Below are 22,426 nucleotides of genomic sequence, written 5' to 3' on the forward strand. Positions count from 1 at the left end.
CCTCGCTCCTCTGCGGCGGCCGCCGGTCACCGCATCCGCACTTCGACGAAGAAGGCAGGACATGTCCCTCCTCTCACGCAGAGCCTCTCGGCTGCTCGCGGCACTCACGATCGGCGTCATCGCCGCAGCAGGATCGGTGGTGGTCGGCCAGACCGCCGACGCCGCCACCAGCTACCCCTACACGCTCGCCTCCGACAAGATCCGCGCGAGCTTCGCCGCGGACGGGTCGATGCAGTCGCTCAAGATCGTCGGCGACCTACACGACACCGAATACCTGATGAACCCGGACAGCGCTCCGGAGCAGGCCCGCGAGACGAACAGCAAGTACCGCCAGTGGTTCGGGAACCTGATGTTCTCCTACGCGAACGGCACGGGAGCAGTGTCGACCACCGGTGTCGGCGCGAACCCCTGGAAGACCGCGTGGACCTCCCAGTCGGCCGACGGCCGCACCGTCTCGGCGACGTCGAGCAGTGTGACGGTCACCCACCAGAACTCCACCAACGCGGAAGGCGTGAAGGGCTTCACCGTCACCGAGACGTACTCTCTCGCCTCCGACGGCTCCCTGGTCTGGAAGCAGGACGTCAAGAACACCGCGGCCACGCAGCTCGTCATCGGCGACTGGGGTGTCCCCGTTCCCGGCAACGAGCTATGGAGGCAGGGCGACTCGATCTACGAGACCCGGGTCCTCACACACTCCTACTTGGGTAAGAACGGCTCCTACGTCACTCTCGAGCGTCCCAGCGGCCAGGGCCCGTTCATCGCCATGACCGCCGACACCGCATCCGGCTCCGGCTTCGAGTACCAGGACCGCTGGCGCACCGAGGAAGTCGGCAACACCTCCTGGGCCTGGAACTCGGCGAACGAGAGCTCGAACATCAAGGGCCTCAACATCTACTACCCGCACTCCACCGCGATCCAGAAGACCAACCGCGGCTACCTCAACTCCACCAGTGTCGCCATCGCGCCGGGCGCGACGAAGAGCTACACCTATCGCATCGGCAAGGTCGATGACGACGCAGCACTCAAGCAGACGATGTTCGATCGAGGGCTGCTCGACACCACGGTCGTCCCCGGACTCATCGTGCCCATCGACCGGCGCGCAGAGATGGCGTTCCGGATCAAGGGCACCATCACGTCAGTCATCGCGCGCAACCGCAACGACCTCAAGGGGTCAGCGCCCACGAACCCCGTCGTGACGTTCTCCCGGAGCAACGGCGACTACCGGATCTACGGGATGACCTTCGACCGCACGCAGCTGGGCGCCAACGACGTCACCGTCTCGTACACGGACCAGACCGGCGCCGCGCGGCAGTCCGTCCTCCAGTTCTCCGTGATCGACAGTGTCGCGGGACTCCTCGACACGCATGCGAAGTTCATGGTCGAGAAGACCCAGTGGAAGCCGTCCGACGGACTCTCCGCGAGCGACATCCGCAACTACACCTTCGACGACTGGATGATGAACGCCCCCGACGGCAGCCTCGCCACCACGACGAACGCCCCTCAGGGCCGCCGCAACGAGTACGCCGGCTACTACGGGCTCGGCGACGACTGGGGACTCCCGCACGGCCAGTTCCTCGCGGAGAAGCTCGTCGCCCTGCCCGACGCCACCCAGATCAAGGCCCTCGACGACTACCTCCAGAAGGCCGTCTGGGAGAACCTGATGGGGAACACGTCGCCCAGCGCCGCGCCGAAGTACACCGTCTACGACTTCTGGGAGCAGGGGAAGCCCGGCAGCCTGAACACCACGCCCGGCTACCGCGGCTACGCCTACCCGCACGTCTACAACACGTTCTTCGGCATGTACAACATCGCCAAGCAGAACCCCTCCGCGATCGCCTACGCCCACCCCGCTCAGTGGTACCTGACGACGGCCTACGGGATCTTCAAGGAGCTCTACGAGGGACCCGTCGCCTACAACTGGGAGACCGGACTCATGGGTGAGCTCTCGACACCCGATCTCATCGCCGCATTGCGCGCCGAGGGACTGGACACGCAGGCCAACGACATCGAAGCGAAGATGGCGATCAAGTACGCCAACTTCTCCTCCAACGCCTACCCCTACGGCTCCGAGTACAGCTACGACAACACGGGGGAGGAGGCGGTCTACACCCTCGCCAAGCTCAATGTGAACGACGACAAGACGAACGCCCTGCGCGTCATGCGCGACATCGTCGCCAAGACGGAGGCCGCCCGCGGACGCATGCCCGTCTGGTACTGGTACTCCGACCCCACCACCATCACGGGCGAGAACTGGTGGCAGTTCCAGTACAGCGCCTCCCTCGCCGGCTACACGATGGACGACTACATCAACCACACCGCAGCACTCGAGACCGGAACCACGGCCATCACCGCCGCGCGCCGCGCCGAGCTGCAGCGCCTGAACTACGCCGGCAAGGTCGCAGGACTCGCGACCATCAACTCCGGCCAGATCAGCAACGCGCCGGCCAACATCGGAGCCGCATCGTGGTCGTACCAGGCCGAGCGCGGCAACCTCGGCACCCTCGGGGTCGGCGGAGGCGCGAACGTCAAGCTGAACAACGGCTGGCGGGGCATGACCGGCGAGAGCGATCTCGGACTGTGGGGCACCCTGCAGACCCTCAGCGCCGACGTCGTCACCGATGACCCGATCTTCGGAGTCGTCGGATACGGAGCGGACGTCTCGCGGGACGCCTACTCCACCACCGTCATCCCGAAGGACGGCCTGCAGCGCCGCCTCAACCTGGTGACCCAGCAGCTGTCGGTCGACCTCGAGAACGACGCCTACTCGCAGGCGATCGTCGGCTCGAACAGCGCCGACCTGCGCCTGGACATGCTCAACCGCACCGGCACCGCACACTCCGGCATCGCGGAGGTCAGCGGCCTCGCGCAGGGCAGCTACGCGGTCATCGTGAACGGCGTGCGCCAGCGCACCGTCAACGTCTACCGGCCCGCCTCTCTCGCGGGAACGCTTCCCGCGCCGGTCCGCGTCCCGTTCGATGCGCCCGCCGGCAGCACGTACATCGTCCACCTGGTCTCGACCGCCCCGGGCGCGAATGCGGCGCCGACCGTCAACGCCGGACCCGACCAGGCCGGGCTGTCCCTCGGACTCGATCCGATCCAGCTCAGCGGATCCGCCTCCGACGACGGACTCGGCTCGCCGAACGGAACCCTGACGACGCAGTGGAGCGTGCAGTCTGCTCCTGCCGGTGCCACCGCGACCTTCGCGTCGCCGACTGCTCGCCGCACGTCTGCGTCGGTGAGTACCGCCGGCAGCTACGTGTTCGCACTCCGGGCAAGCGACGGCGTCCTTGCGACCACCGACACGGTGTCCGTGACCGTTCAAGCCCTGCAGCCGCTCCCGGCCGACTGGGTGACCTACACCTTCGACTCATCGTCGAACGGCACCGTCCCCGACGCCTCCGGCAACGGCAACGCGCTCGCGCTCAAGGGGACGGCGGCAACCGCCACCGACGGCACGGCGAGCGTGCTGCGGCTGAACGGAAGCGACGGGGCCTTCGCCCAGCTGCCGTCGGACATCCTGTCACGCTCGAAGGACCTGACCATCTCGATGAGGGTGAAGGTCGATTCGATCTCCACCTTCAGCCGGCTGTTCGACTTCGGCAGCAGCACCCAGAAGTACGTGTTCCTCACGCCGAAGTCGACTGACGGGAAGCTAGGGCTCGCCCTCACGACCTCCGGTAATGGAGCGGAGACACGGATCTCGACGAACTTCACGATGCCCGCTGGGCAGTGGACCGACATCAAGGTGACCTTCAAGGCGAATACGAACGGCACGACGACGGGAACGATCTTCGCCAACGGAGTGCAGGTCGGGCAGAACACCGCCATGCCGCTCGCTCCGAAGGACCTAGGCCGCACCAGCGGCAACTTCCTCGGCAAGTCACAGTTCCCCGACCCGTACCTCGCCGGCAGCTTCGACAGCTTCGAGATCGACGGAGTCGTGCGCTGACGACACCCGAAAGACCAGCGCTGAACCGCTCGTCGCCCCCTCCTCACGCGGCGACGAGCGGTTCAGCACCTCTTCCCGCGCACAACTTCTGCGCATCAGCCCTCGCCCGCTGGCGCCACCGAGGGGCGAGCTGGTTGAGGTTGCTCGAGACGTACCCGATCGTGCTGCGGATGTTCATCAGATCCGCGGCAACTGACTTGAACTCCGCGTCCGTGATGACCGCGTCCTCGGCCGTCGCGGACTCGAACGGGGAAGTGCGACGCCCGCAGCGGGTCGAGCAGGCTGTCGCCGGCGACTACTCGCCGTCCTTCGCCCTCGCGCTGGTGCAGAAGGACGCGGGGCTGATCCAGGCCTACGCGGACAGCGTCGGCGCACCCGTCCCCGGCGTCGCGACGGCCCGCCACTACATCGACGAGGCGATGGCCGCCGGCTTCGGCGGGGAGAACGCCTCGGCGCTGATCAAGGCGATCGCCGCGGAGGCCGACGTCGACCTGACCCGGCGCTGACCCTCCGCCCCGGGGTGCTCCTGCCCGGCCGTGACGGCCGCCGCAGGGGCTCCCCCGGCACCCTCCCCGTCCCGGCCGCGCCGCGTGCTTCACTGGAGGGATGACCACGCGTGACGACCACATCGCCGACTTCGCCGAGTTCCTGACCGCCTCCCCCTCCTCGTACCACGCGGCCGCCGAGGCGGCACGGCGCCTCGAGGGAGCCGGATTCACGGGGCTGGACGAGACGCAGGCGTGGCCCGCGGGGCCCGGCCGGTACTACGTCGTCCGCGACGGCGCGATCATCGCCTGGCACCTGCCCGAGGGCTCCGGGGCGACCACGCCCTTCCGCATCCTGGGCGCCCACACCGACTCCCCCGGCTTCATGCTCAAGCCCCGGCCGACGATCGGTTCGAAGGGCTGGCTGCAGGCCGGCGTCGAGATCTACGGCGGCCCGCTGCTCAACTCCTGGCTCGACCGCGAGCTCGAGCTGGCCGGGCGCGTGGTCACCCGCGACGGCTCGACGCGCCTGCTCCGGACCGGCCCGCTGCTGCGGATCCCGCAGCTCGCGATCCACCTCGACCGCACGGCGAACGAGGGCCTCACCCTCGACCGCCAGAAGCACACCGTCCCCGTGTTCGGCATCGGCGACGCCTCCGAGGTCGACCTGCTCCAGCTGCTCGCCGCGCACGCCGGGCTCGACGACGCCTCCGACATCGCCGGCTACGACCTGCTCACCGCCGACACGCAGGCGCCGCGCCGCTTCGGGATCGACGAGATGTTCCTCGCCGCCGGGCGGATGGACGACCTCAGCTCCGTGCACGCCGGCCTCGTCGCGCTCCTCGCGGCGAGCGCCGATCCCGCGGCGCCGCCCGCGCACATCAGCGTGCTCGCCGCCTTCGACCACGAGGAGCTCGGCTCGGCGAGCCGGTCCGGAGCGAGCGGGCCGTTCCTCGAGGACGTCCTCTCGCGCATCGGCACGGCCCTCGGCGCCGGCGTCGACGAGCGCGCCCGGGCGATCGCCGCCTCCTGGTGCCTCTCGGCCGACGCCGGCCACTCCGTGCACCCCAACTACTCCGAGAAGCACGACCCGGCGAACCAGCCGGTCGCCGGGAAGGGGCCGCTGCTCAAGATCAACGCGACGCAGCGCTACGCGACGGATGCGCGCGGTGCGGCGCTGTGGGCGGGCGTCTGCGAGCGCGCCGGCGTCGGGTACCAGGAGTTCGTCTCGAACAACTCGGTGCCGTGCGGATCCACGATCGGCCCGCTGACCGCGACCCGGCTCGGCATCTCCACGGTCGACGTGGGAGTGCCGCTGCTCTCGATGCACTCGGCGCGCGAGCTCGCCCACGTGGACGACCTGGTCGCCCTGACCGCGGCGATCGAGGCGTTCTTCACTCCCTGAGCGGGGTCCGGCGCGACCGGGGCCCGTGGCTCCGCGCAGCCTGTGGGCGGACCCTGCGACTCCGCGCAACCGCCAGGCGGGCCCCGCGGCTCCGCTCAGTCGCCGGGCGGCCGCCGGCGCTGCTGCTTCGTCTCGGAGCGCTGCTGCTTCGCGGCGAGCCGGCGGCGGGTGGAGCCGCGCGTGGGCCGGGTCGGGCGCCGCGGGGCGGAGGGCGGCGCGAGGGCCGCGGTGATGATCCCGCGGAGCATCTCGAGGGCCGTCTCGCGGTTGCGCAGCTGCGAGCGCTGCTGCGCCACCGTGACGGTGACCGCTCCGGAGACGAGCCGCCGCCCGAGGCGCTCGAGCAGACGCGAGCGCTGCTCGTCCGAGAGGGCCGTCGACTCCTCGACGTTCCAGGTGAGCTGAACGCGGCTGTCGGAGGTGTTCACGTGCTGCCCGCCGGGCCCGGAGGAGCGCGAGAACCGCCACTGCAGCTCCGATGCGGGGACGACGAGCCCCGGCCGCACCTCGAGATCCATGCGGCAAGCCTGGCACGCGCCCGCCTCCGAGCGGGAGCGCCGGCGATCCGCTCCCGGGTGCGGTGTCCTCTTGCGGACGTGTCCGCTACAGGCTCTTGTCCCCGCCGTGGTCACGTCCGGACACTGGAGAGGTGCCCGGGCGGGCGCATCGGCCGACTCCTCATTGCCACCCGAAGGCGTCGAGGGGTCGGCCGCACGGCTCGGTACCGCGGGGGCTCAATCGCGCGGCACCGTCTCGGCGAGGTCGATCTCGCCGTCGTCCAGCACTCCCGGCTCGAGCGCCTCCGGATCGTCGAGCACCGGCTCTCCGGCACCGGCGTCGCCGTCGCGGGTGCGCGAGTCCGCCGCCCACGCCGTGCCGAGCGCGAAGAGCGTCGCCACTCCGTAGTGCTCCATCGCGGCGGCCACGCGGCGGCGGCCGGTCCGAGGGTTCATGCCGAGCCGGTGCGACGCGGTCTCGAGCGTGACGCCCTGGCGCATCAGCCGGAGCAGCGGCAGCCAGCTCTGGTCGACGGCGCCGATCGGAGCGGCCTGCCGCCACAGCACCTCGAAGTACGACTCGACCAGCCCCGCCAGCGCCGCGTGGCGCACGCCGAGCACGCTGGTCGGCTTCGTCTCGCCCCACTCGAACGGGACGGCGAGGTGGTCGCCGTCGACCCAGAACCAGCTCGGCGGGCTCTCGAGGAGCCGGTACTCGACGCCCGCCGCCTGGTACGCCTCCACCCGGGCGAGCACCCGGGGGTCGCGCGCGCCGGCGGCCGGCATGATGACGCGCACCCGGTCCTTCGCCGCGAGCGCGTGCCCGAAGCGGATCGCCCGCTCCGTCGGCGGATCGAGGAACCGCTCCACGTTCGGGAGCACCGCCACGAGCGAGCCGGAGTCGCGGCGCACCAGGTCGAACCAGAGGTCCTCGGACGCGTGCGGCCCGTGGCGGAGGAGGGTCGGCACGGGATCCGACGTGTCCTCGCCGACCCGCCAGGCGCCGAGCAGCATCGGCAGGCCCGCGACGACGCGCTCGATCCCGTCCAGGGACTCCCTGCCCGCCCGCCGCGCCGACTCGGTGTGCCGGGCGATGGCCGCGGCCGCCCACTCCATCGGTGCCGGGAAGTCGAGCTGCTCGCCCTCGCCGCCCATGAGCCCCCGGCCGCGGAGCCGCTCGATCGCCGCAGCGACCTCGGCCTCGTCGATGTGGGTCAGCTCCGCCGCGTCGGCCAGCGTCGCCGGCCGTCCCCGCAGCAGCGCAGCCAGGAGTCCGTCGTCGTCCATGCGTCTCCTTCGCCGTGGGCCGTCACCCGAGGGTGCCGTCTCCGCGGTCGAGGAGCAAGGGACGCGCGGCGGACGGCGGGGAGCGGCCAGGCGGGGCGGCGGATGAACTCGTGACGAGCACGGACCTCGGCTCACCTGAGGAGACCAGCCGGAAGATCAGGGCCGTCCCTGGTTCTCCGTCTTGATGCCTCCCCAGGCCTACTGTTCTGCGACGTCCCGTACGCGACCGGACTCCGAGCCCTTGAGAGAGGAGACGTCTGGTCGACTTCAGACGCTCGGGCTCCCGTCGTCGAGGTCCTCGTGGTGGCGGTCGACGTATCCAGCCATGCCGGGGACCGTGAAGGCGATCTGGCCGTGCTCGGGTGAGTAGACCAGTCCTTTGCTGATGAGCGCGGCACGGTAGGGCCCGAGGCTGGTTGTCGGGATACCCATTCGCTGCGTGACGAGAGCGGTGGAGGAGGGTCCCTCACCGTCGGCTGCCATGGCGCGGAGCATTCGTCGCTCTGAGCGCGTGGCTCGCTGCCATCGTGAGCGGAAGAATCCGGCATCGAGCTGTTCGGTCCCGTACTGCACTGCTGCCGTGGCGTCGGCCAGAGTGACAAGACGACTGGAGAGGTTCCATGCGGCCTGCCCGTACTCCTGAATGAAGTACGGGTAGCCGCCTGCGGCTTCGAGGAGAATCTCGAGCGCATCGGGAGCGAACTCAGCGCCGAGCCGCTCCGCGGGCTCTCGGAGAGCGTGCGCCGCATCGTCGCGAGAGAAGGTGCCTATCTGTCGGTAGTTGAAGAGGCGCTCGGCGTACGAACGCGTCTCGGTGAGGACACGGGGGAGATTCGGGAGGCCGGCGGCGATGATGTAGAACGGCCACTCCCGCTGGTTCGCCGCATGCTGAGCGGCGATGAGCGCACCCATCGTCTCCGCATCGAGGTCCTGCATCTCATCGACGAACACACCGAAGGCACGACGACGCTCCCCCAGAGCGGTGGAAACGTCTTCGACGAGCTCGAGGAGGTCGACTTCAGCGTCGCCGGAGTCGGCACGTCCGTCGTTGAGTGCGACTCCGAGTTCGATCCCCGTTGCACCGACCTTCGCATTGAACGAGGAGATCGTGCCGAGTGCTTCTCGCATCAGCGCCGTCGGCTTCGAGCGGGTGAGCTTGCGAGCGGACACGACGAGCTCTCGAGCCAGGGCACGCCGTACGGCCCGCGCGCCGCCTTCATCCCGACGCGCCTCGAGGCGCACCGTGAGCCACTCGAACGACTCCGCCATGCGGTGCATCTCGTTCAACAGCACCGTCTTGCCGACGCCGCGGAGGCCCGTGAGGACGATGCCGCGATCGCTCATTCCATGCGTGACACGAGCGCGGATCGTGTCGAACGCTTCGAGCTCGCCAGTCCGACCAACGAGCTCGGGCGGCCGCCGACCGGATCCAGGGCTATAGGGGTTCTGCTCAGGCAACATCTAGCCGATGATAGTCACCTCTAGCCGAAACCTAATTCGTCGCTATCGACTGCAATCGTCCGCGCCGGCGCCACGTGGTGGCGACCATGCGATGCTGCGAACCCCCGTTCCAGCTTCCCTTCGAGTCGCCGCCGGGCAGCGCATCGGACCCTGCACGCTGAAGGGCGAGCGCGAGCCATGTCCGCTCCGACCGAGGATCGGCTCGCGCCGTCGATCCGGGTTCGGCCGGGCGCATGCTGCTGCGGTCACTCGGACAGCAGCGGGATCGAGCGGCCCACGCGCCTGCCGTACTCGGCGATGGCGCGGCCGACGGGGAGCCGCTCGGCCTCGTAGCGCTGGAGCGCCTCGTCGACCGGGTGCCGCGCGAGGGAGCCGGCGAGGGCCAGCGCGTCGCCCGCCGCCTTGGCCGCGCCCATGGCCGTGTGCGGCCGCACCGTCACGGCGGCGTCACCGAGGAGGGCGACCCGGCCGCGGACCGTCCGCGGCGGGACGTAGTCGACGATCGCCTGCAGGAAGGGCTGCGGCTCGGCCAGGACGGCGGCCGCGAAGGCCGGCGGCAGGCGGTCGAGCGCGTCCTCCTCGAGCCGGCGGCGGAGATCGGGAGCGAGGTCGCCGGGCGCGAGGGACACGCTCTCCGGTGGACGGCCGGACGCCGTCATCACTCCGCGGAGGGCGTCCTCGGAGAGGGGCCGGTACCAGACCCAGTTGTAGCGCCGTCGGCCGGGCTCCACCTCGCCGGCTGGTCCGGGGACGAGGTAGCCGAGCATGTGCTCGCCGGGCGCGGTGTAGAAGGCGAAGCGTCCGAGCAGAGTCGCCGCGGCCTCGGCGGAGAGCGCCGACTCCGGGATCAGCCCGCGCCAGGTCGAGTAGCCGGCGTAGCGGTTCCCCGGCGCCTCGGGCGCGACCGCCGCGCGCATGACGGATCCGAGGCCGTCGGCTCCGATGACGACGTCGAACTCCAGGCCGCTCCCGTCGCGCAGCTCGACGACGACCGGGTCCGTCCCGGTCGAGGGGCGCACCCCGGCGACGGCGTGACCGAGGAGGTAGCGGTCGGCGGGGAGCCGCGAGCGGAGCGTGTCGTCGAGGTGGTCCCACGACACCTGCGTCTGCGGGGAGGGGTCGCGGCCGATCACGCGCCCGGAGCGGTCGAGGGTGATCCGCTCGTGCGCGACGACGCCGACCCGCGCCTCGTCGTCGCGGCCGATCGCGTGCAGGAGGTCGATCAGGTCCTGCTGGGCCACCAGCCCGGCGCCTCCCGCGACAGGCCCGTCGCCGACCGCTCGAGGACCGTCACGCGGTGCCCGTCGCGGACGAGCAGGGCCGCGGCGAACAGTCCGCCGATCGAGCCGCCGACGATCCCGACGTCGAGCGGGCGCACCGCTCCTCCTGCTGCCATGAGCGCGACCGTACCGGCGAGCGCGCGGCGCCCGTTCCTACAGACGGCGGAACAGCGCGGCCTCAGGACGCATCAGCCCGGAGATCCGGAGAACCTTGGACAGCCGTGCCTCGCGAACTCAGCGACCATCACTGCACAGCTCTCTCACCTAGACGGATCAGAAGGGTCTTCGCATGGGCATTCATCGGTTCGGGTGAATCCGGCTCGTAGCGGAAGAGTGCGGTTCCCGACCGATCTGCAAACGCGAAAGCAGACCTGGTGAAGCCGGACTTGGAAACAATGACTGGTTTTTTCTGATCGATCATCGATGCGCCGCACAGATCTCGCACCGCGGGTTCGGAAATCGGTCGCGTCTGATACTTCACCTGCACGATGAGATCGACGGACTCGATATCGATCCCTCCGTCCCTGGATCCGCGTCCCAACCGGGCACGTGCAACGCCTTGGCGGATCAGCCAGCGCCAGACCTCCCGCTCAGCCTCTCTCCAAGGCCGGTCCTGGTTCGTGGATGCTGCCAGACTCCGCGGATAGCCGTAGTTGCCGCCGGGTCCTGAGTCCGGACCGCGGTGCCAGACCGGTCCATCCGACCTCGGCGGGGTCGTGGGTTCGACCAACGAGCCGAAGGCCAGTTTCTCCCCAGCGGACATGATCAAGAGCTTGGGCGGTCGCGGAACAACCTCGGCAGATCGCTCCTTCTCGCGGTGACGCTCCCCGAGGTGACTCCTCGCCTCGGAATCTGACATCCCCACGAAACTGAGCGGCGGCGGACCTTGACGCACCGGTTGCCGGAGCAACGACAGCGCCACTCGTCGACTGTTCGTCTTCCAGGACGCGACCGCCGCTTCCACCAGTACCCTCGCGCCGAGTTTCCGATGCGCGGCACGATCGCGAGGGGCGAGCTGTGACCAGAGTTCTTGAGCGGTCGACTGGATCTCAGCCCTGACGGCTTGCTCACTGGTGAGCCGCACCAGCGACGATCCGAGAGCCTCCACCCGCGCAAGAGCCTCACCCAGCTGCAGCTCGCGTCCCACGCCACGACTCTAGTGAGAGCAGCCGTCCCCAGGCGATCAGTATCGAACAAGCGGTCGAAGACGCCCGTGCGCCCACCGCATCCTTCGCGGGCAGGAAGCAGCGAGCGCGAGAGTGTCGGCGGACGGCTCGTTCGAGACGGTGACGAAGAGGGAGAGACCTTGGCGGTTCTCGCGTGCGCCGTTCAAGCGTTCTCCGCACTCAAGGGGGTGCTCCGAATGTCTCTGCTGACACCTGTGTCCTGGCTGATCATCGCCGCGAACGATCGGGAACACCAGAGCGCCCGCGAACACGCCGACAAAGATCCCGTACGCCGTATCGCCGGCCCCCTCAAGTGCGGTCGTCCGCGCGCAGCGACCGGATCATTCCGCGGAGCAGGCGCGCCGCCGCCTGCCGCTCCTCCTCCGCGAGCCCCTCCAGCATCCGCAGCTCCACCCCGCGGACGGCGGAGGAGGCCTCGGCGAGGCTGCGGCGTCCGCGCTCGGTGAGCCGGGCGGGGAGCGCCTTGCCGACCGGAGCCGCGTCGGGGCGGGTGACGACGCCGTCGCGCTCCAGAGTCTGCAGCAGGACGTTCATCGACTGCCGGGTGACGAAGGCGCCCCGCGCGAGCTCCGAGTTCGAGAGGCCCGGCCGCTGGGCGAGGAGCTCGAGGCAGGAGTAGTGGGTGACCGTCATCCCGAGCGGGCGGAGCACCGCCTCCATCGCCGCGCGCAGGGCGCTCGAGGCCTCCTTGAGGAGGTAGCCGAGCGAGGTCTCGAGGTCGATGCCGTCTTGACTCATGTCAGTATTCTGACATACGCTCCAATGTGTCAGAAAGCTGACACAACCGAGGAGGAACCCCATGCCCGTCACCGGCCCCGACTTCGTCTCACTCCAGGTCCGCGACCTCGCGGCGTCCCAGGCGTTCTACGAGCAGTACCTCGGCCTGGTCCGCTCGCCCGCCGGCCCGCCGCACGCCGTCGTCTTCGCGACGACTCCGATCGCCTTCGCCCTGCGCGACCTCGCGCCCGGCACCGACCTCGACTCCGCCTCCCGCCCCGGTATGGGCGCCGCGATCTGGCTGCACGCGACCGGCGTGCAGGAGATCCACGACGCGCTCGTCGCCGACGGGCACCCCGTCGTCGCGGCTCCCATCGACGGCCCGTTCGGGCGCACCTTCACCTTCGCCGACCCGGACGGCTACCACGTCACCCTGCACGACCGCGCCTGAGCGGGACGGTGCGGACCGCGCCTGAGCTGAGCGGGGCGGAGCGGACGGGACGAGGCCGGGCGCCTCAGCCCATCGCGCGCAGCTGAGCCGCGAAGAGATGCAGCGAGCGGTCGACCTCGGGCAGCGCCGGCGTCCGATTGAGGTGCCCGTGGGGCATGCCGGCGGCCAGGTGCCCGGTCACGGCGACGCCCGCCTCCGCGAGCTGGCGCAGGAGCAGCTCCGCTGACCCCCGCAGCTCGTCGTACTCGTTCACGAGGACCGTGACCGGAGGCAGACCCGCCAGCGGCGCGGAGCCGGGCAGCGCCTCGACGGGGAGGTCGGAGATCCGCCCGAGGTAGGTGCGCACCATGCCCTCGATGCTCGACGGAGGGAAGCGGAGGACCGGCGGCAGCTCGCGCAGCTCGGCCGCGATCGCGTCGTCGACGGCGGGGTTGGGGAAGTGGGCGAAGGGGTAGGCCAGGAGCACGTGCTCCGGCAGCCGCGCACCGGCGTCGCGCTCGCGGAGGACCGCACCGAGGGCCAGGGCCGCTCCCGCGCTCGCGCCGCCCATCGCGACGGGCGTGGATCCGGACTCCGTGCTGCGGAGGTGCCGCCAGGCGGCGTGCACGTCGTCCAGCGGGACGGGGTAGCGGACGTCGGGGCCGGCGAGCCGGTAGTCGACGGAGACGACCCGGGTCCCCGCCCGGTGGGCGAGCTCCGCCGCGACGACGTGCGACTCGCGCATGTCGATGCTCCCGGCGGCGAACCCTCCTCCGTGCACCCAGAGCAGAGCGCGCTCGGGCGCGGCGGGCGAGTACACGCGCAGCGGGACCGGTCCGTGCGGGCCGGACGCGGTCTCCGTGACGACGTCGATCCCCTCGGGCAGCGACCAGGGCCCCGGATCCTCCTCGAACGCGGCCATGCGGGCGGCCTGCTCGGCGTCGAGCGGATACGCGAGGCCGGCCAGGAGAGGCAGCCGGGCGGCGAGGTACGGATCGAGCGGCATCGGCGCCTCCTGCGGGGTCGGGGTCGCGGACCACGCTAGCCCGGCCGCGGTCCTCGAGCGGCGCCTGCTCAGCCGCGTCGCTGCAGGAGCATCACGCCGTCCAGGAGCACGGCTGCCGTGCCGTCGGGAGCGGTCACGGCGCGCTCCCTCGTCTCGACGAGCTCCGCGGTCCACTCGGCGGGGTCGAGGGCCAGCTCGGCGAGCTCCTCCTCGGGGCCGACGAGGTGCATCGCTCCGTGGCGGTGGTCGTCGCCGCTCGCCCACGGCGGGGGCGCGGCGTGCGAGACGACGGCGAGGCGGCCGCCGGGAGCGACGACGGAGGCCGCCCGCCGCAGCACGTCGATCCGCGGGAACTCGGCCATCGAGTGCAGGAAGCTCGCCGTCACCAGGTCGGACTCCCCCACGACCGGCCAGTCCTCGGCGAGGTCGGCCTGCACGAAGTCCACGTCGGCGCCCCGCTCGGCCGCGGCCGCGCGCGCCCGGCCCAGCGCCGTCTCGGAGAGGTCGAGCCCGGTCACGCGCCAGCCGAGCGACGCCAGCCACAGCGCGTCCGCCCCCTCGCCGGCGCCGAGGTCGAGGGCGCGGCCCGGCGGCAGCGAGCCGACCAGCCCGACCAGCGTCGCGTTCGGCCGGCCCGACCAGATCCGATCGGAGTCGGCGTAGCGCGCCTCCCACTGCTCGCGTGCGGTGCTCATGCTGCTCCTCGTCCCCGGGGCGCAGAGGCACCCGCGTCGAGGATGCCGCGCCGCCGCTCCGGCCGCCAGCCGTCGTGCCGAACCGGCACGGGCACCCGTCCCGCGGACGACACGGCCGGACGGAGCCGCGGCGCCGCGCGGACCCGCCGGACGCACTTCCCCGACACGCCCCGCGCCGATTAGCGTCGGTGCATGGCCCTCCGACTCGAAGAGATCATCGTCGACTGCACCGACTTCCGGACCCTCGGGCACTGGTGGCAGGAGGCCCTCGGCTGGGACGTCGTCGACGAGGACGAGGACGGCATCGAGCTGCTCGCCCCATCGGGCCGCGGGCCGAGCCTCCTCTTCCTCGACGTACCCGAGCGCAAGACCGTGAAGAACCGCCTGCACCTGGATTTCGTGCCGGACGACCAGGAGGCGGAGGTCGCGCGGCTGGTCGGCTTGGGGGCGACGCGGTCCGACGTCGGGCAGGGCGAGCAGTCCTGGGTCGTGCTCGCCGACCCGGAGGGCAACGAGTTCTGCATCCTCTCGGCGCGGGAGTGAGAGCGCTTCCACTTTCCAGGACGGTTGTCGGGAAAGCGCTTCCATGCGCACGCATCGAAAAAGATTCCGAGAAGTCAAGGGTAGAACGATCGTTCTCGACTCCCTAGCATCGCCTCCGACGCGTTTCCCGACCGGGAGCGCGCGGAGCCGAGGAGTCACCGTGACCACCTACGACAGACCCGTCGCCGCCGTCGGCATGACGCAGTCGCAGCAGCAGGGCGAGCTGCTCGCCGGCCGCGCCCTCGAGAACCGCGCCCTCGGCCTCTACGCGTACGCCTACCGCCTCACGCTGTCGGACTCCGCGGCGAGCGCCGCCCTCCGCCACGCGGCGGTCACCGTCCGCAGCGGACGGCCGCAGGGACTCGACGACACGGGCGCCCTCGACCTGATGCGCTCCGAGGTCGGACGCGCGAGCGTGCAGCGCGGCGGCTCCGCGATGGAGCGCGCCGAGCAGGCCCCGCCGGCGATCCGCGAGGACGACCTGCTGCGCTCGGGCTTCCACCGCCGCCTGCACGCCCTGCCGACGCTCGAGCGCCAGGCCTGGCTGCTCCGGCACACCGGCGGCCACGACGTCGACGCGATCGCGGCGATGCTGCAGGAGCCGGCGGAGCGCATCCGCTCGGCCCTCGCCTCGGCCGCCCGCACGCTGGTCGAGGGCGAGCTGGCCGAGAGCGAGTCCGCGGAGTAGCGCGGCACGAGGTGCCCGAGAGACGCCGGGTCCAGCCGGCGGCGCCCCTCAGGCGTCTGGGACCCGGCAGCGACACGGCGCGGCCGGGAGGACGGGGTCAGTCGAGGTAGTCGATGTCGTCCCACGGCTGGTGGACGTCACCGGTGTCGCGGTCGTCGTCCGGCACCTCGAGCTCCTCGAAGATCACCGGAACACCCGTCGAGATCAGGACGCTGACCTGGCGGTTGCCCACGATCACGAAGTCGACGAGGCCTCCTCCGGCCTGCGTCGCCTCGGTCGCCGACCGCTTCAGCTCGGCGACGTCGGTCCCCTGGGACAGCCCGTAGGTCTTGCCCTCGATGGTGACGGTGGTGCGAATCATGTGGCGCTGCTGCTCCTCGGCTCGAGGGGTTCAGCGTACGAATCGCGACAGAGCGCTGCCAGGCCTTGCGGTGGAGGCCCGCGGCTGCCACGGGTGAAGGGGCCGGCCGAGGCGAGCGGCGTCCGGAGCCGAGGCCGGAAGCAGCGTGACGGGCCGCTCGGGCGGATCCGCCGCTCCTGACCTCGGTTCCGGACACCGGGCGGCGGAGTCAACCGGGCGCGCTCCACGGAGCTCCCGCCGTAGCGTGGAACCTGTCCGCACGTTCCGCATCCAGCGACAAGGAGGATCCGATGACCGAGAAGAACACTCCCGAGGACCCGCAGACCACCGACCCCGAGCACGTCGACCCCGAGACGGCCACCGACCCCGAGGGCGACCCGGTCGAGAACCCGTCGGGCTGACGCCCGCACCGGAACGGCCCGCGGCCACCGGGACACCGCTGAGAAGGCGGAGTCCCGGGGGTCGCGGGCCGTTCCCGTGTCCGGCGCCGCCATACTGACGGAGTGCAGGCCGAGGACGACGAGCGCAGGGATCTCGAGCGGATCCTGTCGGCCCGACCCCGCGACGACGGCGCCGACCGGGACGAGCGGCGCGAGGCGCTGCGACGGCTCGGCGAGCTGGAGGCGGAGGACGCGCCTCCCGGAGTGACGCGGTCCGGCGCGCAGACCGGCGCCACGCCGTCCGTGGCACAGCCGGGCGCGGCGCATCCCTGGACGGCGACCGACTCGCTTCTCCCCTTGCCCGCGACCGCACTCCCGCTGTCGGCGACCGCCGGCTCCGGGACTCCGGAGTCGCCCGCCGAGCACCCCGACCGGCCGGCCCCGCGGACGCCGCACCCCCGCCGCCGCCGCCTCGTGCTCGCCGCCGCGATCGTCGGCGGAGCCGCGGTCGGCGCGATCGTCCCCACCGCGCTCCTCCTCCCTCCGCCCGCGGACCCCGTCGCCCCGCCGACCGCCTCCGCGGATCCCGCCGACCGCTTCGCCGCGCTCGTCGAGGGCTGGGAGCCGACCACCGACGTCCCGCCGGGCCTCGCCCTGCTCGCCGGGGAGGCCGTCGTCTACGGCTCCGGGTTCGACACCGCCGAGAACGACCGCCTGCTGATCACCGAGCCGAACGGCACCACGGTGTGCCTCGCCGTGCAGCGCCCGGACGCGTCCTTCTTCGCCGGCTGCACCGGCTCGGAGGCGTTCTTCGCCGGGGAGCCCCTCCGGGTCAGCGGTACGACGCTCCGCAGCGGCGCCCCGGTGTACACGCAGATCCTGCTCCGCCCGGACGGGACGATCGAGGGCGGCTACCAGCTGGTGCCGGAGTCGCCGCAGCCCGAGGCGGAGGAGTCCGGAACGGTGGAGTCCGGGTCGGCGGACCCCGCGACCAGCGAGCCCTGAACCGCCGAGCCCGCGACCAGCGAGCCGTGAGCCCGCGACCAGCGAGCCGTGAGCCCGCGACCAGCGAGCCGTGAGCCCGCGACCAGCGAGCCTCTAGGCGCGCGTCGCCTCCGCCGCGTCCGCGATCACCTCGGCCGCGGACGCCGTCCGCTCCCACACCGCGCGCTGCCGCTCGGCGCCCGTGCCCCGCGCCAGGACCCGCTCGACGCCGCACGCCGCGACCTCCTCGTCGCCCGACTCCGCCAGCGCCCGACCCGCGTGGTCGAGCAGGCGCGCCAGTACCGCGGAGGCGGGGGCCGGGCAGCCGTCGACCGGATCGATGAGGTCGCCGGTCGTGCCGTGGCGGCTCGCCAGCCACGAGGAGACGGCGATCACCGGAGTCGGCAGCGCCACGGGCGGGACCCCGGCGCCCGCGTCGCGCACGGCCGTCTCGGCGAGCGCCCGGATCAGGACGGCGATCAGCGCCGAGTCCTCGGCGTGCAGCGGGACGTCGGCGATGCGCACCTCGACGGTCGGGTGCGCACGGGAGAGACGGGCGTCGAAGTAGAGCATGCCCTCGTCCAGCAGCACGCCGCAGGAGGTGAGGGAGGCGACGACGCTCCGGTACTGCTCGACGTCGCCCCAGATGCCGACCGGGCCGGCGGTGGGCCAGCGCCCCCACGACTGGTAGCGCCAGCTGGCGAACCCGGTGTCGACACCGGCGCTCAGCGGGGAGTTGGTGCTCAGGGCGAGGAGGGCGGGCAGCCAGCCGCGCAGCCGGTCGAGGACCGCGATCCCCTCCTCCGGCGACCCGATCCCGACATGGACGTGCAGGCCGCAGGTGAACTGCTCGCGGGCGACGAGGCCGAAGCGCTCGGCCATCCGGTCGTAGCGCTCGTCGGCCGAGAGGTGCGGCTCGAACGCGGCGGGGCTGGTCGCGACCGCGACGGCGCGGGCACCGACCTCGCGGGCGGAGTCGTCGGCCAGGCGGCGGCCCTCGCGCAGCCCGGCCAGCAGCGCGTCGTGCGTGCGGGCGGGAGCGCCGACCGCCTCGATCTGCTCCGCCTTGAGCTCGGCGGCGAGGGCGACCGCCGCGGAGCCGCGGACGGAGCCGAGCAGCAGCGGCGCCGCGGGGGTCGGGAGGAACGCGCCGGCGTCGACGAGGAGGTACTCCTCCTCCACCCCGAAGGTGCGGGCGCTCATCGGAGCGCCTTCCGCTCGAGTCCCCCGCCGCAGCCCACCCGGTCATCCCACCGTGCCGGGCGCCCGCCGGGCAACCGTCCTCGGCCGATGTTCAGCGTCGGGACGCCCGCGACGCCGGTCCGCGGGCGGGCTGTCAAGGCCGGGTGCGGCGGGGCGCGGAGCGGCAGGATCGGAGCACACCCAGAACCGGAGGTCCCCGTGCCCGACAGCACTCCCGAGCAGGCCGAGTACGACGTCGCCATCATCGGCGCAGGACCCGCGGGGACGGCCGCCGCCCTCCGCGCCGCGGAGCTGGGAGCGCGCGTCGTCGTGCTCGAGGCCGCGCGCGTCGGCGGCACCTGCGTCAACACCGGATGCGTGCCCACCCGCGTCCTGGCGAAGACGGCGCGGATGATGCGCGAGACCCGCTCCGCCGGCGACTACGGGATCGAGATCGGCACTCCCGTCCTCGACTGGGCCGAGACCGTGCGCCACGTGCACGAGCGCGTCGACCTGGTGCGCTCGATCAAGCGCGAGGCGCAGCGGTTCGAGGAGGCGGGGGTCGACCTGATCCACGAGGGCCGCGCCCGCTTCGTCGACGAGAGCACCCTCGTGCTCGACAGCGGGCGGCGGATCCGCGCGCGCTCGATCATGGTCTGCGTCGGCGGGCACTCGCGGCGGCTGCCGATCCCGGGCGCCGAGCTCGCGACCGTGCCGGAGGACGTGCTCGGGCTGACCGAGCTGCCGCGCCGCGTCGCCGTGATCGGCGGCGGCAACACGGGCGCCCAGCTCGTCACCGTCTTCAACGCCTTCGGCTCCGAGGTGACGCTCCTCGATGTCGCCCCGCGGATCCTGATGACCTCCGACTCCAGCATCTCCGAGCACGTCGGCGCCGCCTTCGAGCGCCAGGGCGCCCGCGTCCGCACCGGGATCGAGACGGTGTCGGGCATCGAGCGGCAGGACGACGGCTCGCTCGCGATCGCGTGGCGCGAGGGCGGCGAGGACCGGACGGTCGAGGTCGACGTGGTGATCATGGCCACCGGCTGGCCCGCCGACGTCGAGGACCTCGGACTCGAGAACGCGGGCATCGAGGTCGTCCACTCGGCGATCCCCGCCGACCAGTACTTCCGCACCGTCGTGCCGCACATCTTCGCGGTCGGCGACGCGAACGGGCGCGACATGCTCGTCCAGGCGGCGCAGTTCGAGGCGGAGGCCTCCGCCGAGAACGCGGTGCTCGGCGCGAACCGGCGCACGCCCCAGTTCCTCCTGCCCGCGGGCGGATTCACGGACCCGGACTACGCGGGCGTCGGCTTCACGCAGGAGCAGGCCCGCGAGCGCGACCCGCAGTGCGTCGTCGTCTCGGTGCCGTTCTCGCACCTGGACCGCGCCGTCATCGACGACCGCGAGAACGGGTTCCTCACGCTGATCGCCGACCGGCGCCGCGAGCTGCTGCTCGGTGCGCACGCGGTCGGCGAGAACGCGATCGAGGTCGTGCAGTCGGTGACCACGGCGATGGCGGCCGGAGTCGACCTCGCGACCCTCGCGAACGTCCGCTTCGCCTACCCCACCTACAGCGCGGTGATCGGGATGGCGGCGCGCGCCCTGCTGGCCGAGCCGGCGCGCCCGACCGAGCTGGACTGACGCGCTACCCGATCCTCGGAGGCGGCGCCAGCCCCGAACCGGCGGCCCGCCGCCTCCGAACCACTGGAGACGGGCACTCCGCCCGCCCCGCCGAGAGGAACCCCTGTGCCGATCCCCGCTGTCGACTACAACCACGTCCGACTCACCGTCCGCGACATCGCCGTCTCGCGCCCCTTCTACGACTCCGTCTTCGGCTTCGACGTCGCCTTCGAGGCGCCGCCGGCCGACGCGTCGCCGGAGGAGAAGGAGCAGCTGGCGTTCGTGTTCGGCGGCGTGATCTACCAGTTCCCGGGTGGACTGCTCGGCCTGCGCCCCGTCGCGCCCGGCGACGACCGCTTCGACGAGGACCGGGTCGGGCTCGACCACGTCAGCTTCACCGTCCCCGACCTCGACGCGCTGAAGGCGGCCGCGGCCGTGCTCGACGACCTCGGCATCGCCCACGAGCCGATCAAGGACGCCGGCGGCATGAGCCTCCTCGAGTTCCGCGACCCCGACAACATCGCGCTCGAGATCACGTCCCCGAGCTGATCGGAGCAGCGCGCGCACGATCGGGCGGGTCTCACCAGGCCTCCACGCTGATCGAGTAGCGCGCGTATCGAGATCCCCCACGCTCGAAGGGGCGGGTCTCGATCCGCCGTTGCGCCGCTACTCGACCAGCAAGGGTCCCCGCCGTGCTGATCGAGTAGCGCGCTCAGCGCGCGTCTCGGGATCCCCGCAAACCCACGGAGCGCGGACTACGGACGACGTCGACGGTACGGAGTCGTCGTCGACACCCGGACCAGGCCCGCGCGCTCCAGGATGGGCCGCGAGTACTCGGTCGAGTCGCTGTGCACGAGGGTCTTCCCGAGTGCCTGTGCGGAGGCGGCGCGGGCGGCCGTGACCAGGCCGTAGAGCCCGCGTCCGCGGTACTCCGGCAGCGTCGCTCCGCCCCAGATGCCGGCGAAGGCGGTGCCCGGGACGGGCTCGAGCCTGCCGCCGGACGCCATCCGCCCGTCGACCTCGGCGACCCACAGCTCCATGCCGTCGCCGCGCGCCAGGCGGGTGACGAGCGAATCGGCGATCGACACGTCGACCTCCTCCTCGAAGGCGGCGTCGATCATGGCGCTGAACGCGCGGACGTCCGGCTCGTCGATGACGCGCCGCAGCACGACCCCCTCCGAGACCGGCCGGTCCGAGAGCAGCGCCTCGACCCGGCCGATCATGATCGACTCGGCCTCGTCCGGCGCGAAGCCGTTCGCGACGAGGGCGTCGTGCAGGCCGGGGGCCTCGTCGTGGCCGCGGGTCTTCCACTCGACGCGGGTGATGCCGGGATCGGCGTCGAAGTGCGCGCAGGCCGCGGCGACCAGGCGGGCGATCTCCGCGGAGGAGGCGCCGGCGAGGTCGCGGTAGGTGACGAAGCCGCGTCCGCCGGCGAAGGTCACCAGACGCAGAGGCCCCTCGCGCGTCACGGAGACGGCGCTCGGGGTCTCGGCGTCGGAGCGGAGCTGGTCGTCGTAGGCGCGGAGGTAGTCGGAGCTCATCGCCCCGACGCTACCCCCGGACCCGGGCGATCAGGTCCTGGATGAAGGGGATGACGTCCTTCGCCTGGTCGACGCTGGCGAATCCGGTCGCGACGAGCGGCCAGATCGAGCCGATGAGCGTCGCGATCACGGCGGCCACCGCGGCGACCCAGGCGAGGGCCGCGTTGCGGGAGAGGAACGCGACCGCGAGGCAGGCCAGGCCGACCGCGTAGCTGAGGACGATCGAGAGGACGATCGCGCCGACCGGGACGTCGAGCGCCCCGGCCGTGGTGCCGTCCGCCGCGCCGATCAACCCGAGGACGGGCAGCAGCACGGCGACGACGACCACGAACGAGAGCACGACGCCCGTGCCGAGCGCGATCCAGGCCGCACGCGGCTTGCGTCGCGCGCCGTACGAGCGGGTGCGCACGGGACTACTCCCGACCGGCGGCGGACGATGCGCGGTCGTCCTCGGAGCGGTGGGCGTCGTCGGACGCGGCGTCGCGATCGGCCGCGGCCTCGTCGCGCTCGACGTGCTCGGACTCCTCCGCCGGAGCGACCTCGACGGTCGCGGTGCGGGGGTCGCCGTCGTCGTCCACCGGCTCGACCTGGACGCGGACCACGAACTCCGCGGTCTCGACGACGGCCGGAGCCGCGTGCGTCTCGACGCGGGGGTCGTCCTCGTCGCGCTCGGCGGCGCGCTCGTCGTCGGCCGTCTTCTGGGCGGCTGCGCGCTCGTCGCGCTCGTC

The 22,426-nt window shown here is 72.1% G+C and carries 22 protein-coding genes and 1 pseudogene; 9 read left to right on the forward strand and 14 right to left on the reverse strand.

The genetic code is table 11. The annotated features are described in order from the left end of the window. Positions 1-61: 61 nt before the first annotated feature. From C5C74_RS09705 to C5C74_RS09715, 3 genes are all read left to right on the forward strand, one after another. Positions 62-3,949 (forward strand): DUF5695 domain-containing protein, encoded by a 3,888-nt coding sequence (locus tag C5C74_RS09705; RefSeq protein ID WP_104351435.1) that lies wholly within the window; start codon positions 62-64, stop codon positions 3,947-3,949. A 254-nt stretch (positions 3,950-4,203) separates the two neighbouring features. Then, the gene (locus tag C5C74_RS09710) at positions 4,204-4,455 is read left to right on the forward strand and encodes an NAD-binding protein (RefSeq protein ID WP_181134683.1); all 252 of its coding nucleotides are present in this window, start codon (positions 4,204-4,206) and stop codon (positions 4,453-4,455) included. A gap of 100 nt (positions 4,456-4,555) precedes the next feature. Continuing rightward, positions 4,556-5,839, forward strand: a complete 1,284-nt coding sequence (locus C5C74_RS09715) for a M18 family aminopeptidase (protein ID WP_104351437.1) — start codon at positions 4,556-4,558, stop codon at positions 5,837-5,839. Between the two features lie 95 nt (positions 5,840-5,934). Here the strand turns inward: C5C74_RS09715 and arfB are convergent, their stop codons facing one another. The 7 genes from arfB to C5C74_RS09745 all read right to left on the reverse strand — a co-directional run bounded on the left by arfB (position 5,935) and on the right by C5C74_RS09745 (position 12,289). Continuing rightward, on the reverse strand, positions 5,935-6,357 hold the full coding sequence (gene arfB, locus C5C74_RS09720; RefSeq protein WP_104266506.1) for an alternative ribosome rescue aminoacyl-tRNA hydrolase ArfB: 423 nt from the start codon (positions 6,355-6,357) through the stop codon (positions 5,935-5,937). Positions 6,358-6,573: 216 nt separating this feature from the next. Next, a complete protein-coding gene (locus C5C74_RS09725) occupies positions 6,574-7,623 on the reverse strand; it encodes a hypothetical protein (RefSeq protein ID WP_104263255.1) in 1,050 nt (349 codons plus the stop codon). Positions 7,624-7,890: 267 nt separating this feature from the next. After that, positions 7,891-9,084: an ATP-binding protein gene (locus C5C74_RS09730; protein WP_104225860.1), complete on the reverse strand. Its 1,194-nt coding sequence runs from the start codon at positions 9,082-9,084 to the stop codon at positions 7,891-7,893. A 245-nt stretch (positions 9,085-9,329) separates the two neighbouring features. Further along, positions 9,330-10,325, reverse strand: coding sequence for an FAD-dependent monooxygenase (locus tag C5C74_RS09735; RefSeq protein ID WP_219813076.1), 996 nt, complete (start codon positions 10,323-10,325; stop codon positions 9,330-9,332). Then, positions 10,307-10,480, reverse strand: coding sequence for an NAD(P)-binding protein (locus tag C5C74_RS17710; protein ID WP_219813077.1), 174 nt, complete (start codon positions 10,478-10,480; stop codon positions 10,307-10,309). Before C5C74_RS17710 ends, C5C74_RS09735 begins: the two co-directional genes overlap by 19 nt. Before the next feature lie 128 nt (positions 10,481-10,608). Beyond that, positions 10,609-11,511 (reverse strand): restriction endonuclease, encoded by a 903-nt coding sequence (locus C5C74_RS09740; protein WP_146083054.1) that lies wholly within the window; start codon positions 11,509-11,511, stop codon positions 10,609-10,611. 328 nt (positions 11,512-11,839) lie between these two features. Continuing rightward, positions 11,840-12,289, reverse strand: coding sequence for a MarR family winged helix-turn-helix transcriptional regulator (locus tag C5C74_RS09745; RefSeq protein WP_104269566.1), 450 nt, complete (start codon positions 12,287-12,289; stop codon positions 11,840-11,842). A 61-nt stretch (positions 12,290-12,350) separates the two neighbouring features. Between C5C74_RS09745 and C5C74_RS09750 the strand changes: the two genes are divergently transcribed. Continuing rightward, entirely contained in the window at positions 12,351-12,719 is a 369-nt protein-coding gene (locus C5C74_RS09750) for a VOC family protein (RefSeq protein WP_104269567.1), read from the forward strand. 64 nt (positions 12,720-12,783) lie between these two features. Here C5C74_RS09750 and C5C74_RS09755 read toward each other — a convergent pair whose 3' ends face one another. Beyond that, positions 12,784-13,704: an alpha/beta hydrolase fold domain-containing protein gene (locus C5C74_RS09755; RefSeq protein ID WP_104351438.1), complete on the reverse strand. Its 921-nt coding sequence runs from the start codon at positions 13,702-13,704 to the stop codon at positions 12,784-12,786. Positions 13,705-13,772: 68 nt separating this feature from the next. Then, positions 13,773-14,399, reverse strand: a complete 627-nt coding sequence (locus tag C5C74_RS09760; protein WP_104351439.1) for a class I SAM-dependent methyltransferase — start codon at positions 14,397-14,399, stop codon at positions 13,773-13,775. Positions 14,400-14,591: 192 nt separating this feature from the next. On the opposite strand from C5C74_RS09760, the gene C5C74_RS09765 reads away from it, so the two are divergent. Together C5C74_RS09765 and C5C74_RS09770 are read left to right on the forward strand one after the other, a co-directional pair. Beyond that, positions 14,592-14,942, forward strand: coding sequence for a VOC family protein (locus C5C74_RS09765; RefSeq protein WP_104224051.1), 351 nt, complete (start codon positions 14,592-14,594; stop codon positions 14,940-14,942). Between the two features lie 160 nt (positions 14,943-15,102). Further along, positions 15,103-15,630 carry a hypothetical protein gene (locus C5C74_RS09770; RefSeq protein ID WP_104224052.1) on the forward strand — a complete coding sequence of 176 codons (528 nt, stop codon included), beginning with the start codon at positions 15,103-15,105 and terminating at the stop codon, positions 15,628-15,630. Between the two features lie 97 nt (positions 15,631-15,727). Here C5C74_RS09770 and C5C74_RS09775 read toward each other — a convergent pair whose 3' ends face one another. Then, on the reverse strand, positions 15,728-15,991 hold the full coding sequence (locus C5C74_RS09775) for a hypothetical protein (protein ID WP_104224053.1): 264 nt from the start codon (positions 15,989-15,991) through the stop codon (positions 15,728-15,730). 503 nt (positions 15,992-16,494) lie between these two features. Between C5C74_RS09775 and C5C74_RS09780 the strand changes: the two genes are divergently transcribed. Then, the gene (locus C5C74_RS09780) at positions 16,495-17,376 is read left to right on the forward strand and encodes a hypothetical protein (protein WP_104351440.1); all 882 of its coding nucleotides are present in this window, start codon (positions 16,495-16,497) and stop codon (positions 17,374-17,376) included. 93 nt (positions 17,377-17,469) lie between these two features. Here C5C74_RS09780 and C5C74_RS09785 read toward each other — a convergent pair whose 3' ends face one another. Then, positions 17,470-18,558 (reverse strand): glutamate--cysteine ligase, encoded by a 1,089-nt coding sequence (locus C5C74_RS09785; RefSeq protein WP_104351441.1) that lies wholly within the window; start codon positions 18,556-18,558, stop codon positions 17,470-17,472. Between the two features lie 198 nt (positions 18,559-18,756). On the opposite strand from C5C74_RS09785, the gene C5C74_RS09790 reads away from it, so the two are divergent. Beyond that, on the forward strand, positions 18,757-20,178 hold the full coding sequence (locus C5C74_RS09790; protein WP_258064142.1) for an NAD(P)/FAD-dependent oxidoreductase: 1,422 nt from the start codon (positions 18,757-18,759) through the stop codon (positions 20,176-20,178). 105 nt (positions 20,179-20,283) lie between these two features. Continuing rightward, positions 20,284-20,706: a VOC family protein gene (locus C5C74_RS09795; protein ID WP_104223996.1), complete on the forward strand. Its 423-nt coding sequence runs from the start codon at positions 20,284-20,286 to the stop codon at positions 20,704-20,706. A gap of 206 nt (positions 20,707-20,912) precedes the next feature. On the opposite strand, the gene C5C74_RS09800 is transcribed toward C5C74_RS09795, so the two are convergent. The 3 genes and pseudogenes from C5C74_RS09800 to C5C74_RS17435 all read right to left on the reverse strand — a co-directional run. Further along, a complete protein-coding gene (locus C5C74_RS09800; protein ID WP_104351443.1) occupies positions 20,913-21,698 on the reverse strand; it encodes a GNAT family N-acetyltransferase in 786 nt (261 codons plus the stop codon). A 10-nt stretch (positions 21,699-21,708) separates the two neighbouring features. Further along, positions 21,709-22,107 (reverse strand): hypothetical protein, encoded by a 399-nt coding sequence (locus C5C74_RS09805; protein ID WP_104223994.1) that lies wholly within the window; start codon positions 22,105-22,107, stop codon positions 21,709-21,711. 4 nt (positions 22,108-22,111) lie between these two features. Beyond that, positions 22,112-22,426 (reverse strand): annotated as a pseudogene (locus tag C5C74_RS17435) (hypothetical protein); the annotation flags it as partial.

It is taken from the genome of Rathayibacter sp. AY1E8 (genome assembly GCF_002931415.1).
GTDB lineage: Bacteria > Actinomycetota > Actinomycetes > Actinomycetales > Microbacteriaceae > Rathayibacter.